Raw genomic sequence first — 13,351 nt, 5'->3', positions numbered from 1 at the left:
TCTGTTTGAATGCTGGGCTGCATGGCCAACGATTGGCCTGCTTGCGAAAAAAATTAAACTCGGGTAACCAATGGAGCTGGCAAGTTCCCTGCAGTGTTCTCTGAACAAAAAAGCAGTAATGCAGAATCAACGGTCACCCGAGCAGTAGTACCTGGCATCTTTGCTGTGTGACTACACAGCAGGTCCGGTACTCGTCTCAGGACAATGGAGCGTCGTAGATGAGTAACAAGAATAACGATGACCTGAAACGCCAAGCCTCGGAAAACACTCTGGGCCTGAATCCTGTCATCGGTTTACGTCGGAAAGATCTGCTTACCTCTGCTCGTATGGTGCTGACCCAGGCCATCAAACAACCGCTGCACAGCGCCAAACATGTGGCCCATTTCGGCGTCGAATTGAAGAACGTGATGTTCGGCAAATCGACGCTGCAACCGGAGAGCGATGACCGTCGCTTCAACGATCCGGCCTGGAGCCAGAACCCACTGTACAAGCGTTATCTGCAAACCTACCTGGCGTGGCGCAAGGAGCTTCACGACTGGATCGGCCACAGCAACCTCTCCGAACAGGACATCAGTCGCGCCCACTTCGTCATCAACCTGATGACCGAAGCCATGGCGCCGACCAACACCGCCGCCAACCCGGCAGCAGTCAAACGCTTCTTCGAGACCGGCGGTAAAAGCCTGCTCGATGGCCTCTCCCATCTGGCCAAGGACCTGGTGCACAACGGCGGCATGCCGAGCCAGGTCAACATGGACGCCTTCGAGATCGGCAAGAACCTGGGCACCAGTGAAGGCGCGGTGGTGTTTCGCAACGACGTGCTGGAACTGATCCAGTACCGCCCGGTGACCGAGCAGGTGCACGAACGCCCGCTGCTGGTGGTCCCGCCACAGATCAACAAGTTCTACGTCTTCGACCTCAGCCCGGACAAGAGCCTGGCGCGTTTCTGCCTGCGCAACAGTGTGCAGACCTTTATTGTCAGTTGGCGCAACCCGACCAAGGCGCAGCGCGAGTGGGGTCTGTCGACCTACATCGAAGCGCTGAAAGAAGCGGTCGACGTGGTCATCGCCATCACCGGCAGCAAGGACTTGAACATGCTCGGCGCCTGCTCCGGCGGCATCACCTGCACCGCACTGCTGGGGCACTACGCGGCCCTGGGCGAGAAGAAGGTCAACGCCCTGACCCTGCTGGTCAGCGTGCTCGACACTACCCTCGATACCCAGGTGGCGCTGTTCGTCGACGAGCAGACCCTGGAGGCCGCCAAGCGTCACTCCTATCAGGCTGGCGTGCTGGAAGGCCGGGACATGGCCAAGGTCTTCGCCTGGATGCGGCCCAACGACCTGATCTGGAACTACTGGGTGAACAACTACCTGCTGGGTAACGAACCGCCGGTGTTCGACATCCTGTTCTGGAACAACGACACCACCCGGTTGCCCGCGGCCTTCCACGGCGACCTGATCGAAATGTTCAAAAACAATCCACTGATCCGCGCCAACGCCCTGGAAGTGTGCGGCACGCCGATCGACCTGAAGCAGGTCACCGCCGACATCTTCTCCGTGGCCGGCACCAACGACCACATCACCCCGTGGAAGTCCTGCTACAAGTCGGCCCAACTGTTCGGCGGCAAGATCGAGTTCCTGCTGTCCAACAGCGGGCATATCCAGAGCATCCTCAACCCGCCGGGCAACCCCAAGGCGCGCTACATGACCAGCGAGGAGATGCCGGCCAACGCCGACGACTGGCAGGAAAACTCGACCAAGCACACTGACTCCTGGTGGCTGCACTGGCAGGCCTGGCAGGCGGAGCGCTCGGGCAAACTGAAAAAGACGCCGAGTATTCTCGGCAACAAGGCGTACCCAGCGGCCGAGGCGGCGCCGGGTACTTATGTCCATGAACGTTAACCGATAGCAGGCCTGTAGGAACGCGAGTCGCTTGCGGTAACGCTGCTGCGCAAGCGACTCTCTCCTGCAGGCAACGATTCCACCGACAGGGCCAAGGCATGCCTCAACCGTTCATCTTCCGCACCGTCGACCTGGATGGCCAGACCATCCGCACCGCGGTACGCCCCGGCAAGCCTCACTTGACGCCCTTGCTGATCTTCAATGGTATCGGCGCCAACCTGGAGTTGGTGTTCCCGTTCGTCCAGGCTCTGGACCCGGACCTGGAAGTCATCGCCTTCGACGTACCGGGCGTTGGCGGCTCCTCGACGCCGAGCCACCCCTACCGGTTTCCCGGCCTGGCCAAGCTGACCGCGCGCATGCTCGACTACCTCGACTATGGGCAGGTCAATGTGGTGGGTGTGTCCTGGGGCGGGGCACTGGCCCAGCAGTTCGCCTACGACTACCCCGAACGCTGCAAGAAACTGGTGCTGGCCGCCACCGCCGCAGGCGCCTTCATGGTGCCGGGCAAACCCAAGGTGCTGTGGATGATGGCCAGCCCGCGGCGCTACATCCAGCCCTCCCATGTGATCCGCATCGCCCCCCTGATCTACGGCGGCTCGTTCCGCCGCGATCCCAACCTCGCCGCCGAGCATGCCAGCAAGGTCCGCTCAGCGGGCAAGCTGGGCTACTACTGGCAGCTGTTCGCCGGCCTCGGCTGGACCAGCATCCACTGGCTGCACAAGATCCATCAGCCGACCCTGGTGCTGGCCGGCGACGACGACCCGCTGATCCCGCTGATCAACATGCGCATGCTGGCGTGGCGAATTCCCAACGCCCAGCTACACATCATCGACGACGGGCATCTGTTCCTGATTACCCGGGCCGAAGCCGTCGCGCCGATCATCATGAAATTCCTCGAGGAAGAACGACAACGGGCAGTGATGCACCCGCATCCGACACCGTTCAGCGGTGCGTAGCAAAAAGCGTCTGCCGACAGGATCGTCGCGCGCGCAGGATGGTTCAGGACCGACTATGGTGTTTGTCTTGGTGTGCTTGTTGATGGCTTGACGAAGGAGTGTTGAAGCATGCGAGACAAACCAACGGCGGGCTCGTTGCCCACGCCCGCCACCTACATCACTGCTCAGAGTGCCATCACCGGCCTGCGTGGCCGTGACTTGCTGTCGACTCTACGCAGCGTGGCCACCTACGGCCTGCGCAACCCGGTGCACAGCGCCCGCCATGCCGTGGCGCTGGGTGGCCAGTTGGGCCGTGTACTGCTGGGTGAAACACTGCACAAACCCAACCCCCAGGACAGCCGGTTCTCCGATCCGACCTGGAGCCTGAACCCGTTTTACCGACGCGGCCTGCAGGCCTACCTCAGCTGGCAGAAGCAAATCAAAAGCTGGATCGACGACAGCGGCATGAGCCTGGACGACCGGGCCCGCGCGCACTTTGCCTTCAACCTGCTCAACGATGCGGTGGCACCGTCCAACACCCTGCTCAATCCGCTGGCGATCAAGGAAATCTTCAACTCCGGCGGCAGCAGCGTGATCCGTGGCATCGGTCATCTGGTCGACGACCTGCTGCATAACAATGGCCTGCCCAGCCAAGTCACCAAACAAGCCTTCGAGGTCGGCAGGAACCTGGCCACCTCCCCCGGTTCGGTGGTGTTTCGCAACGAGCTACTGGAACTGATCCAGTACAAGCCGATGAGCGAGAAACAGTACGCCCGGCCCCTGCTGATAGTGCCGCCGCAGATCAACAAGTTCTATATCTTCGACCTCAGCCCCGCCAACAGCTTCGTGCAGTTCGCCCTGAAAAACGGCCTGCAGGCCTTCATGATCAGCTGGCGCAATCCCGATGTCCGGCATCGCGAATGGGGCCTGTCGAGCTATGTCGAGGCCGTGGAGGAAGCCATGAATGTCTGCCGGGCGATCACCGGCAGTCGTGACGTGAACCTGATGGGTGCCTGTGCCGGCGGCCTGACCATTGCCGCCCTGCAAGGCCACCTGCAAGCCAAGCGACAACTGCGCCGAATCTCCAGCGCCACTTACCTGGTCAGCCTGCTCGATAGCCAACTGGACAGCCCGGCGACCCTGTTCGCCGACGAACAGACCCTGGAGGCAGCCAAGCGCCGCTCCTATCAACGGGGCGTGCTCGACGGTCGCGACATGGCCAAGGTGTTCGCCTGGATGCGGCCCAACGACCTGATCTGGAACTACTGGGTCAACAACTACCTGCTGGGCAAGGAGCCGCCGGCGTTCGACATCCTCTACTGGAACAACGACAACACCCGGCTACCGGCTGCCTTTCATGGCGATCTGCTGGACTTCTTCAAGCACAACCCTATGGGTCATCCCGGTGGCCTGGAAGTGTGCGGCACGCCAATCGACCTGCAAAAAGTCACGGTCGACAGCTTCAGCGTCGCCGGGATCAACGACCACATCACCCCCTGGGATGCGGTGTATCGCTCGACCCTGCTGCTGGGCGGCGAAAAGCGCTTCGTGCTGTCCAACAGCGGACACGTGCAGAGCATCCTCAACCCGCCGAGCAACCCCAAGGCCAACTACGTCGAGAACGGCAAGCTCAGCAGCGACCCGCGAGCCTGGTACTACGACGCCAAGCACGTCGACGGCAGCTGGTGGACGCAATGGCTGGAGTGGATCCAGGAGCGTTCCGGCGCCCAGCGCGAAACCCTGATGACTCTGGGCAACCAGAATTACCCACCGATGGAGGCGGCGCCTGGCACCTACGTGCGCGTCCGCTGAATTTCCCCGCGCCGCGGCCCGAGGGTCGCGGCCTGACTGAACAACCAAGAAGACTGGATGAAGACCCGCGACCGGATACTCGAATGTGCCCTGCAGCTGTTCAATCACAAGGGCGAACCCAATGTCTCGACCATGGAAGTTGCCAACGAAATGGGGATCAGCCCCGGCAACCTCTACTACCACTTCCACGGCAAGGAGCCGCTGGTCCTCGGGCTGTTCGAGCGCTTCCAGAATGAGCTGACGCCCCTGCTCGATCCACCCGCCGATGTACACCTGGCTCCCGAAGACTACTGGCTGTTCCTGCACCTGATCGTCGAGCGCCTGGCGCACTACCGCTTCCTGTTCCAGGACCTGTCCAACCTGGCCGGACGCCTGCCGAAGCTGGCCAAGGGAATTCGCAACCTGCTCAACGCCCTGAAGCGCACCCTGGCCTCGCTGCTGGCCAGGCTCAAGGCTTCGGGGCAACTGGTCAGCGACACCCAGGCGCTGGGGCAACTGGTGGAACAGATCACCATGACCCTGCTGTTCTCGCTGGACTATCAGCGCATTCTCGATCGCGAGGGCGAGGTACGGGTGGTGGTCTACCAGATCATGATGCTGGTGGCGCCACATTTGCTGCCACCGGCAAAACTGGCCACCGAACAGATGGCCCTGCGTTACCTCGACGAGCACGATTGATCGGCCCCACAAGAACCCCACAAACAAAAACGCCCGACCTTTGCAGGCCGGGCGTTTTTGTATGTCCCGAAAAACTCAGGACTGACTGGTTGGCGTCGCTGGTGCTGGCGCGGCAGTCGGGGTGACAGCAGGGGTTGGCGCCACTGCGGAGTTCGCAGGGCTGACCGGTGCTGCCGGCTTGGCGGCAACCACTGGCTTCGGTGCTGCGGCCTTGGGTGCTACCGGTTTTTTCACTGCTGGTTTTTTCGCCGCCGGTTTCGCAGCGGGCTTGGCCGCTGGTTTTGCCGCTGGCTTGGCGGCTACTGGCTTGGCGGCAGGTTTTGCAGCCGGCTTGGCCGCCGCAGTTTTGGCTGCCGGTTTCGCGGCAGGCTTGGCTGCTGCTTTGACCGGAGCCTTGGCTGCCGGTTTGGCTGCTGCTTTAGCCAGAGGCTTGGCCGCCGGTTTGGCCGCTGCAGTCTTGGCCGCGATCGGAGTCACCTTGGCGCCTGTGAGTTTTTCGATCTGTTTGGTCAGGGTGTCGACCTTGCTGTGCAGCGCCTTCACTTCATTGCGGCTAGGCACGCCCAGACGCGAAATGGCACTGTTCAAGCGCTTGTCGAATGCACCCTCCAGCTCGTCCCACTTGCCCAGCGCGCGGTCCTTGACACCACTGATGCGCGATTTAGCCGAGCTCGCGGAGTCCTTGGCGGCGTCGACGGTTTTGCCGACAGCGCTTTTGGTGAGCTTCTCGGCTTTCTCGCCATCCTTGACCAGCGACTCGAAAAGCTTGCTGCCGTCAGTGTCGATTTTCGAGTACACGCCTAAACCAGCAAGCCAGATTTTACGGGAGTAGTCTTCGACCTTCCCGATCCACGAGCTGCCTTCTTTTTCAGTATTCTTTTTACCAGCCATCCCGTTCTCCTTAATGTTTACGCGCGACACGTTCGAGCAATGCCGTCAGCTCATCGAGCTTAGCAGAGAGTGTCTCAACGTCATGTTTAGACGGAATGCCGATGCGATTCAAGGCACTTGCGACGCGCGTGTCAAAAGCCTTCTCGACTTTATCCAGCTGCACTTCGACTTTGCCTTTGAGACTGGTGACATCCCCCTTCACGCTATCAATCTGACTGTTGGCGGCCTCAAGTTGTTCAGTCACAACTTTTTTGCCTTTCTTTTCAACAGTTTGACCGGCTTTAACGAGCTCTTGAAAGTACTCGCTGCCCTCCTGGCCGACCTTGGTGTAGGCACCCAGGCCTGCCAGCCAGATCTTGCGGGCATAGGATTTGACTTCACTCAGGGTGGTTGATGCAGCATCAACTTTTTTCTTCAGAATTGCTTTGGCCATGGTGCACCTCACGCGCAGAAGGTTTGAGGAACTGCCCGCAGGAAAGTGGGCTCATGCACAAAGTAGTGAGAAAAATTAGAATCGGCACCCTAACCAATGTCATAAAAAGGTGGAGGGGTTATTGGAGATAACCGGCTCGCCAGCGATGTTTTTCCAGGCGTCATGACCACACCCGAAATCACCGGCAAGCCGACTTCTGTGAAAGCGGCTCAGACCAGGGCTTTATCCAGCGCCTTTTCGATTTCCGACTTGATCATGCCGCTCATCGCAGACATCAACAGGCCCAGCTCGACATCCACCCTGATCGAATCGTCGCCCACCTGCACCGCACCTTTGACCCCCGAACGCTTGAGGTTCAGGGTATCGCCCGACCACTGCGGCTCCAGGCCATACTGATCGGCCAGTTTCTGCGCCAACTGGTCAGCCTTTTCGCGGGCTGCTTCCTTACCCAGGCCGTGGGCACGCTCAACACTAATACGGGCCATTGAATGACTCCTGTTTTATCGGGACTTGCCTGAAGCGTCTTGAGCTGCGCTGCGTCAAAACGCCCCGGCGCTTCACTATCTTACATTCAGCCTTGCCAAGACAAAGACCGCCACCGGGATTAGAATGTCCCGCATTCTCTTTTGGTGACAGCGATATGACTGATCAGCGCAAAGGCAGCGATGCCGAACCCACCACTCACTTCGGCTTCAAAAACGTTCCGGAAAGCCAAAAGGCGGAAAAAGTCGCTGAGGTGTTCCACTCGGTAGCCGCCAAGTACGACCTGATGAACGACGTACTGTCCGGTGGCATGCACCGCCTGTGGAAACGCTTCACGATCGAATTGTCCGGCGTTCGCCCTGGCAATCGCGTGCTGGACATCGCCGGCGGCACCGGTGACCTGACCCGCAAGTTTTCCCATCTGGTAGGCCCTACCGGCCAGGTAGTGCTGGCGGACATCAACGCCTCCATGCTCAAGGTCGGTCGCGACCGTCTGCTCGACAAGGGCGTGGCCGGCAACATCGAGTTCGTTCAGGCCGACGCGGAAAAGCTGCCGTTCCCGGACAACCATTTCGACGTCGTGACCATCGCCTTCGGCCTGCGTAACGTGACCCACAAGGAAGACGCCCTGCGCTCGATGCTGCGGGTGCTCAAGCCCGGTGGCCGCCTGCTGGTGCTGGAATTCTCCAAACCGACCAACGCCCTGATGTCCAAGGTCTACGACGCCTACTCGTTCGCCTTCATGCCGCTGGCCGGCAAGCTGATCACCAACGACTCGGAAAGCTATCGCTACCTGGCCGAATCGATCCGCATGCACCCGAACCAGGAAACCCTGAAGTCGATGATGGTCGAGGCCGGTTTCGATCGCGTGACCTACCACAACATGACTGCGGGCATCGTTGCCCTGCACCGCGGCATCAAGCCCTGATGTTGTTCAGCGGCCTGCTTGCCAGCGTCGAACACGGCCTCAACCGTGTACTGCGTCTCGACAGCACGGCTTTGCCACGCTTGCAGCATTTGAACGGCAAGGTCATCGCCGTCGATTGCCGCAGCCCGAGCGTGCAGCTGTTCGTCATTCCCAGCGATGAGGGCCTGACCCTCGCCACGCATTGGGCTGCCGACGCCGACTGCACCCTGCGGGCGCCGGCTTCGAGCTTGGTGCGCCTGGCCCTGAGCCAGGACAAGACTTCGGTGCTGCACAGCCCCGAAGTCGAGCTGGAAGGCGACAGCGGCGTGCTGCTGGAACTGGCAGCCATCCTCCAGGACCTGGAGCTGGACTGGGAGTACGAACTCTCGCGCTGGCTCGGTCCGGTGGCCACCCAGCTGTTCAGTGGCCATATACGCAGCCGCGCACGCTGGTATCGCCAGGGTTTCGCCAGCCTGAACCAGAACCTCGCCGAGTACCTGGCCGAAGAGTCGCGCACCCTGGTGGGCCAACGCGAGGCCGAAGCCCGTTTCAGCGAACTGGACCGGGTCAAGCTCGACCTGGAACGTCTCGAGGCGCGCTTCGAGCGCCTTTCCCGATCCCTTGACCCAAGCGATAACGCATGAAGCTGCTTGCCGTCCGCCGTTTGTTGCGCATCCAGCGCGTCGTGATCCGCTACCGCCTCGATGACCTGCTGTTCGCCCTGCCCCTGCCCTGGTTCCTCTTGGCACTGCGCTACGCCTTGCCCTGGCGCTGGTTCCCGCGCAAGCAACTGGAACTGACCCGCGGCGCCCGTCTGCGCCTAGCCTTGCAGGACCTGGGGCCAATCTTCATCAAGTTCGGGCAGATCCTCTCGACCCGTCGCGACCTGCTGCCCGAAGACATCGCCGACGAGCTGATGCTGCTGCAGGACCGCGTGCCGCCCTTCGATTCGAAGAAGTCGGTGGCGCTGATCGAGGAGCAACTGGGCAAGAAGATCAGCGATGTGTTCAGCCGCTTCGATATCGAGCCCCTGGCCTCCGCTTCGGTGGCGCAAGTCCACGCCGCCCAGCTCAAGAGCGGCGAAGAAGTGGTGGTCAAGGTCATCCGCCCGGGCCTCAAGCCGGTCATCGCCCAGGACCTGGCCTGGCTGTTCATCCTTGCCCGCGCCGCCGAAAAGGTCTCGGCCGACGCCCGCCTGTTGCACCCGGTGGATGTGGTCAGCGATTACGAAAAGACCATCTACGACGAACTCGACCTGCTGCGCGAAGCGGCCAACGCCAGCCAGCTCAAGCGCAACTTCGACGGTTCGCCGCTGCTCTACGTGCCGCAGGTCTACTGGGACTGGTGCCGACCGAAAGTGCTGGTCATGGAGCGTATCTACGGGATCCAGGTGACCGACCTGGCCACCCTGGCCGACCAGCGCACCGACATGAAAATGCTCGCCGAGCGCGGCGTGGAGATCTTCTTCACCCAGGTGTTCCGCGACAGTTTCTTCCACGCCGACATGCACCCGGGCAACATCTTCGTCAGCACCGTGCAGCCCTGGAGCCCGCAGTACATTGCCATCGACTGCGGCATCGTCGGCAGCCTGACCCCGGAAGACCAGGACTACCTGGCCCGCAACCTGTTCGCGTTCTTCAAGCGCGATTACCGGCGCGTGGCGCAGTTGCACATCGACTCGGGCTGGGTGCCGGCAGAGACCAAACTCAACGAATTCGAAGCGGCGATCCGTACCGTGTGCGAGCCGATCTTCGAAAAACCGTTAAAAGATATTTCCTTCGGCCAGGTGCTGATGCGCCTGTTCCAGACCGCTCGCCGCTTCAACATGGAAGTGCAGCCGCAGCTGGTGCTGCTGCAAAAGACCCTGCTGAACATCGAAGGCCTGGGCCGCCAGCTGTACCCGGAGCTGGACCTGTGGAACACCGCCCAGCCGTTCCTCGAACGCTGGATGCGCGATCGCGTCAGCCCGAAAGCCTTGCTGGGCAACCTGCACAGCCAGGTCGAGCAACTGCCGCACCTGGCCAACATGACCCGCGACCTGCTCGAACGCATGTCCCAGCCCCATGCCCAGGACCCTTCGCCATCCTGGAAACGGCGCAAGGACGACTGGTTCCTGCGTCTTCTCGGCGCGGCGCACTTGGGCGGTGGCGCTATCCTCGCGGCCGGCGGACCGCTGAACGAACTGGGTCACTGGCCGGCCGGCATCATGATGGCCGTGGGCTTGTATCTGGTCGTGCGCCGATAGCCAGCCGGGCTAGCGGCTGGCACACTGTTTCTCATCGCCGAGGCTCGACGAGCGCGTCGAGCCCTGTTGTCGGAGTCGAAGATGAAAGATTGGCTGGACGAGATCAAATGGGACGCTGACGGCCTGGTGCCAGCCATCGCCCAGGATCACAAGACCGGGCGAGTGCTGATGATGGCCTGGATGAACCGCGAGGCGCTGAGCCTGACTGCTGCCGAAAACCGTGCCATCTACTGGTCACGTTCGCGTGGCAAGCTATGGCGCAAGGGAGAAGAGTCCGGGCATGTACAAAAGCTTCATGAAATGCGCCTGGACTGTGATGCCGACGTCATCATCCTGATGGTCGAACAGATCGGCGACATTGCCTGCCATACAGGCCGCCAGAGCTGTTTCTACCGTGTCTATGAAAACGGCGACTGGAAAACGGTCGATCCGGTACTCAAAGACCCGCATGCAATATATCAAGCAGGACACTGAGCATGAGCGATACCCTGACCCGTCTGGCCCAGGTGCTGGAAGAGCGCAAAGGCGCCGCCGCCGACACTTCCTATGTCGCCAGCCTGTACCACAAGGGCCTGAACAAGATTCTGGAAAAAGTCGGCGAGGAATCGGTGGAAACCATCATCGCCGCCAAGGACGCCGCCAACAGCGGCGACTGCAGCGATGTGATCTACGAAACCGCCGACCTGTGGTTCCACACCATGGTCATGCTCGCCCAGCTGGGGCAGCACCCGCAGGCCGTTCTCGATGAACTGGACCGGCGCTTCGGTTTGTCCGGACACGCCGAGAAAGCCTCGCGTCCGTCCGCCTGAACATTATTTAGAGAGGAAACGCAGCATGGGCATTTTTGACTGGAAACACTGGATCGTCATCCTGGTTGTCGTAGTGCTGGTGTTCGGCACCAAGAAACTGAAAAACCTCGGCACCGACGTCGGCGAATCGATCAAGGGCTTTCGCAAGGCCATGAACGACGACGAAAAACCCGCCGAGCCTGGCGTGCCACCGACCGCCCAGCCTGCTCCGCCGGTCCAGCCGCAAAGCGCTCCGCTGAACCAGCCGCACACCATCGACGTGCAGGCGCAAAAAGTCGAAGAGCCGACCCGCAAAGACTCGTGAGCACTGAATAATGTTTGGTATCAGCTTCTCTGAACTGCTGCTCGTCGGCCTGGTGGCCCTGCTGGTGCTCGGCCCCGAGCGCCTGCCGGGCGCCGCGCGCACGGCAGGCCTGTGGGTCGGCCGATTGAAGCGCAGCTTCAATGCGATCAAACAGGAAGTTGAACGGGAAATCGGTGCCGATGAAATTCGTCGGCAACTGCACAACGAACACATTCTGTCGCTGGAACAGGAAGCGCGGAAGATCCTCAATCCGACCCAACAACAGCCGACACCGGTCGAGCCCGTGGCCGAGCAGAGCATTCATGCCCCCGCCGCGGCCCCTGAAGCGCCAGCCAGCGCGACCACGGCGAGCCCCACTGCCGCAACTGCACCGGCCGAACCGGCTGCGCCCGTGACAACGCCTGTCACGCCAGCCCCCCACGACCCTACTTTGCCGCCGCGAGCCCCATGAGCGATATTCCGGAAAACGACCAACATATGCCGCTGGTGTCGCACCTCACCGAGTTGCGCACCCGGTTGCTGCGCTGCGTGGCGGCGATCTTCCTGATCTTCGCCGGGCTGTTCGCCTTCACCCAGCAGATTTACACCATCGTCTCCACGCCGCTGCGCCAGTACCTGCCGGCGGGCGCAACGATGATCGCCACCGACGTGGCGTCACCGTTCCTGACCCCGCTCAAGCTGACAATGATGGTCTCGCTGTTTCTGGCGATCCCGGTGATCCTGCACCAGATCTGGGGTTTCATCGCCCCCGGCCTGTACAAGCATGAAAAGCGCATTGCCGTACCGCTGCTGGTCTCCAGCATCCTGCTGTTCTACATCGGCATGGCCTTCGCCTACTTCCTGGTGTTCCCGCTGATCTTCAAGTTCTTCGCCGCAGCCACCCCAGCCGGCGTGGAAATGATGACCGACATCACCAGCTACCTCGACTTCGTCATGACCCTGTTCTTCGCCTTCGGCGTGGCGTTCGAGATCCCGGTGGCGGTGGTGCTGCTGGTGTGGATCGGCGTGGTCGACGTCGCCTACCTGAAGAAGATCCGCCCGTACGTGATCATCGGCTGCTTCGTGGTCGGCATGATCCTGACCCCGCCGGACATCTTCTCCCAGACCTTGTTAGCCGTACCGATGTGGCTGCTGTTCGAGATCGGCATCCTGTTCGGCAGCCTGATCAGCAAGCGTGGCGACCATCCGGACGACCAGCCGGCGGAAGACCACAACGACCAGCCGCCAGCGACCCAAGCGTGAACCTGCTGCTTCTGGAAGAGGCCGACTTCATCGCGGCCGACCGGGTGATCCTGCGCGATCGCCGCCTGACCCACATGCAGGAAGTCCATCGTGCCGCGGTGGGCGACAGCCTGCGGGTCGGCCGTATCGGCGGCCTGATGGGCTCGGCCGAACTGCTGCGCCTGGAGCCCGGGGAGGCCGAACTGCAAGTCAGCCTCGACCAGCCACCGCCGACCAAGCTGCCCCTGACCCTGGTGCTGGCCCTGCCCCGCCCGAAAATGCTCCGGCGGGTGCTGCAAACCGTCGCAGCCATGGGCGTGCCCCGGCTGGTGCTGGTGAACAGCTACCGGGTCGAGAAAAGCTTCTGGCAAACCCCCTTCCTCGAACCCGAGGCGATTCGCGAGCAATTGATCCTCGGCCTGGAACAGGCCCGCGACAGCGTGCTGCCGGAAGTGGTCATCGAAAAGCGCTTCAAACCCTTCGTCGAAGACCGTCTGCCAGCGCTGGTCGAGGGCACCCTCGGCCTGGTCGGTCATCCCGGCCGGTACCCGGCCTGCCCTCGTGGCCTGGATGAGCCGGTGACCCTGGCCATCGGCCCGGAAGGCGGCTGGATCCCCTACGAGATCGAGTTGCTGGGCAAGTCCGGCCTGCAACCGGTACAGCTCGGCGAACGCATCCTGCGGGTCGAAACCGCCGTCACCGCCCTTCTCGCCCGCCTCTTCTAACTAGCCCCAC

Annotated in this window: 16 protein-coding genes; 13 read left to right on the top strand and 3 right to left on the bottom strand. The window is 61.6% G+C overall.

Going from position 1 to position 13,351, the window contains the following annotated elements; all coding sequences use genetic code 11:
- Window positions 1-218: 218 nt before the first annotated feature.
- The 4 genes from phaC (J4D52_RS00080) to J4D52_RS00065 all read left to right on the top strand — a co-directional run bounded on the left by phaC (J4D52_RS00080) (window position 219) and on the right by J4D52_RS00065 (window position 5,323).
- Complete coding sequence (phaC, locus tag J4D52_RS00080; protein ID WP_025808207.1) at window positions 219-1,898, top strand: class II poly(R)-hydroxyalkanoic acid synthase; 1,680 nt, start codon at window positions 219-221, stop codon at window positions 1,896-1,898.
- Window positions 1,899-1,996: 98 nt separating this feature from the next.
- Window positions 1,997-2,854: a poly(3-hydroxyalkanoate) depolymerase gene (gene phaZ / locus J4D52_RS00075; RefSeq protein WP_025808208.1), complete on the top strand. Its 858-nt coding sequence runs from the start codon at window positions 1,997-1,999 to the stop codon at window positions 2,852-2,854.
- 108 nt (window positions 2,855-2,962) lie between these two features.
- Window positions 2,963-4,645 carry a class II poly(R)-hydroxyalkanoic acid synthase gene (gene phaC / locus J4D52_RS00070; RefSeq protein WP_102675914.1) on the top strand — a complete coding sequence of 561 codons (1,683 nt, stop codon included), beginning with the start codon at window positions 2,963-2,965 and terminating at the stop codon, window positions 4,643-4,645.
- A 57-nt stretch (window positions 4,646-4,702) separates the two neighbouring features.
- Complete coding sequence (locus J4D52_RS00065; protein ID WP_009046585.1) at window positions 4,703-5,323, top strand: TetR/AcrR family transcriptional regulator; 621 nt, start codon at window positions 4,703-4,705, stop codon at window positions 5,321-5,323.
- 75 nt (window positions 5,324-5,398) lie between these two features.
- Here the strand turns inward: J4D52_RS00065 and J4D52_RS00060 are convergent, their stop codons facing one another.
- The 3 genes from J4D52_RS00060 to J4D52_RS00050 form a co-directional block, all read right to left on the bottom strand.
- Window positions 5,399-6,214 (bottom strand): phasin family protein, encoded by an 816-nt coding sequence (locus tag J4D52_RS00060; RefSeq protein WP_063427880.1) that lies wholly within the window; start codon window positions 6,212-6,214, stop codon window positions 5,399-5,401.
- A 10-nt stretch (window positions 6,215-6,224) separates the two neighbouring features.
- On the bottom strand, window positions 6,225-6,647 hold the full coding sequence (locus tag J4D52_RS00055; protein WP_063427879.1) for a phasin family protein: 423 nt from the start codon (window positions 6,645-6,647) through the stop codon (window positions 6,225-6,227).
- 209 nt (window positions 6,648-6,856) lie between these two features.
- A complete protein-coding gene (locus J4D52_RS00050; RefSeq protein WP_007925878.1) occupies window positions 6,857-7,132 on the bottom strand; it encodes a polyhydroxyalkanoic acid system family protein in 276 nt (91 codons plus the stop codon).
- 155 nt (window positions 7,133-7,287) lie between these two features.
- Here J4D52_RS00050 and ubiE point away from each other — a divergent pair, with 155 nt between their 5' ends.
- From ubiE to J4D52_RS00005, 9 genes are all read left to right on the top strand, one after another.
- Window positions 7,288-8,058 (top strand): bifunctional demethylmenaquinone methyltransferase/2-methoxy-6-polyprenyl-1,4-benzoquinol methylase UbiE, encoded by a 771-nt coding sequence (ubiE, locus tag J4D52_RS00045; protein ID WP_007925879.1) that lies wholly within the window; start codon window positions 7,288-7,290, stop codon window positions 8,056-8,058.
- Complete coding sequence (locus tag J4D52_RS00040; protein ID WP_063427877.1) at window positions 8,058-8,681, top strand: SCP2 domain-containing protein; 624 nt, start codon at window positions 8,058-8,060, stop codon at window positions 8,679-8,681. Before ubiE ends, J4D52_RS00040 begins: the two co-directional genes overlap by 1 nt.
- Complete coding sequence (gene ubiB, locus J4D52_RS00035; protein ID WP_102675913.1) at window positions 8,678-10,282, top strand: ubiquinone biosynthesis regulatory protein kinase UbiB; 1,605 nt, start codon at window positions 8,678-8,680, stop codon at window positions 10,280-10,282. Before J4D52_RS00040 ends, ubiB begins: the two co-directional genes overlap by 4 nt.
- Window positions 10,283-10,363: 81 nt before the next feature.
- Complete coding sequence (gene hisI / locus J4D52_RS00030) at window positions 10,364-10,756, top strand: phosphoribosyl-AMP cyclohydrolase (protein WP_007925882.1); 393 nt, start codon at window positions 10,364-10,366, stop codon at window positions 10,754-10,756.
- 2 nt (window positions 10,757-10,758) lie between these two features.
- The gene (locus tag J4D52_RS00025; protein ID WP_025808216.1) at window positions 10,759-11,091 is read left to right on the top strand and encodes a phosphoribosyl-ATP diphosphatase; all 333 of its coding nucleotides are present in this window, start codon (window positions 10,759-10,761) and stop codon (window positions 11,089-11,091) included.
- Between the two features lie 25 nt (window positions 11,092-11,116).
- The gene (locus J4D52_RS00020; RefSeq protein ID WP_007925884.1) at window positions 11,117-11,395 is read left to right on the top strand and encodes a twin-arginine translocase TatA/TatE family subunit; all 279 of its coding nucleotides are present in this window, start codon (window positions 11,117-11,119) and stop codon (window positions 11,393-11,395) included.
- Window positions 11,396-11,405: 10 nt separating this feature from the next.
- Window positions 11,406-11,846 carry a Sec-independent protein translocase protein TatB gene (gene tatB, locus J4D52_RS00015; protein ID WP_025808217.1) on the top strand — a complete coding sequence of 147 codons (441 nt, stop codon included), beginning with the start codon at window positions 11,406-11,408 and terminating at the stop codon, window positions 11,844-11,846.
- Window positions 11,843-12,637 (top strand): twin-arginine translocase subunit TatC, encoded by a 795-nt coding sequence (tatC, locus tag J4D52_RS00010; RefSeq protein WP_025808218.1) that lies wholly within the window; start codon window positions 11,843-11,845, stop codon window positions 12,635-12,637. The genes tatB and tatC overlap by 4 nt, the downstream gene beginning before the upstream one ends.
- Window positions 12,634-13,341, top strand: a complete 708-nt coding sequence (locus J4D52_RS00005; protein WP_025808219.1) for a 16S rRNA (uracil(1498)-N(3))-methyltransferase — start codon at window positions 12,634-12,636, stop codon at window positions 13,339-13,341. Before tatC ends, J4D52_RS00005 begins: the two co-directional genes overlap by 4 nt.
- The last annotated feature ends 10 nt before the right edge of the window (window positions 13,342-13,351 follow it).

It is taken from the genome of Pseudomonas sp. GW460-12-10-14-TSB1 (assembly GCF_017349775.1).
GTDB classification, from domain to species: Bacteria; Pseudomonadota; Gammaproteobacteria; order Pseudomonadales; family Pseudomonadaceae; genus Aquipseudomonas; species Aquipseudomonas piscium.
This window is presented reverse-complemented; position numbering and strand designations above follow the sequence as displayed.

Excerpts from the sequence above, each read along its gene's own strand:
- phaC (WP_025808207.1), top strand. The coding sequence starts at position 219 with ATGAGTAACAAGAATAACGATGACCTGAAACGCCAAGCCTCGGAAAAC.
- phaZ (WP_025808208.1), top strand. The coding sequence starts at position 1,997 with ATGCCTCAACCGTTCATCTTCCGCACCGTCGACCTGGATGGCCAGACC.
- phaC (WP_102675914.1), top strand. The coding sequence starts at position 2,963 with ATGCGAGACAAACCAACGGCGGGCTCGTTGCCCACGCCCGCCACCTAC.
- J4D52_RS00065 (WP_009046585.1), top strand. The coding sequence starts at position 4,703 with ATGAAGACCCGCGACCGGATACTCGAATGTGCCCTGCAGCTGTTCAAT.
- J4D52_RS00060 (WP_063427880.1), bottom strand. The coding sequence starts at position 6,214 with ATGGCTGGTAAAAAGAATACTGAAAAAGAAGGCAGCTCGTGGATCGGG.
- J4D52_RS00055 (WP_063427879.1), bottom strand. The coding sequence starts at position 6,647 with ATGGCCAAAGCAATTCTGAAGAAAAAAGTTGATGCTGCATCAACCACC.
- J4D52_RS00050 (WP_007925878.1), bottom strand. The coding sequence starts at position 7,132 with ATGGCCCGTATTAGTGTTGAGCGTGCCCACGGCCTGGGTAAGGAAGCA.
- ubiE (WP_007925879.1), top strand. The coding sequence starts at position 7,288 with ATGACTGATCAGCGCAAAGGCAGCGATGCCGAACCCACCACTCACTTC.
- J4D52_RS00040 (WP_063427877.1), top strand. The coding sequence starts at position 8,058 with ATGTTGTTCAGCGGCCTGCTTGCCAGCGTCGAACACGGCCTCAACCGT.
- ubiB (WP_102675913.1), top strand. The coding sequence starts at position 8,678 with ATGAAGCTGCTTGCCGTCCGCCGTTTGTTGCGCATCCAGCGCGTCGTG.
- hisI (WP_007925882.1), top strand. The coding sequence starts at position 10,364 with ATGAAAGATTGGCTGGACGAGATCAAATGGGACGCTGACGGCCTGGTG.
- J4D52_RS00025 (WP_025808216.1), top strand. The coding sequence starts at position 10,759 with ATGAGCGATACCCTGACCCGTCTGGCCCAGGTGCTGGAAGAGCGCAAA.
- J4D52_RS00020 (WP_007925884.1), top strand. The coding sequence starts at position 11,117 with ATGGGCATTTTTGACTGGAAACACTGGATCGTCATCCTGGTTGTCGTA.
- tatB (WP_025808217.1), top strand. The coding sequence starts at position 11,406 with ATGTTTGGTATCAGCTTCTCTGAACTGCTGCTCGTCGGCCTGGTGGCC.
- tatC (WP_025808218.1), top strand. The coding sequence starts at position 11,843 with ATGAGCGATATTCCGGAAAACGACCAACATATGCCGCTGGTGTCGCAC.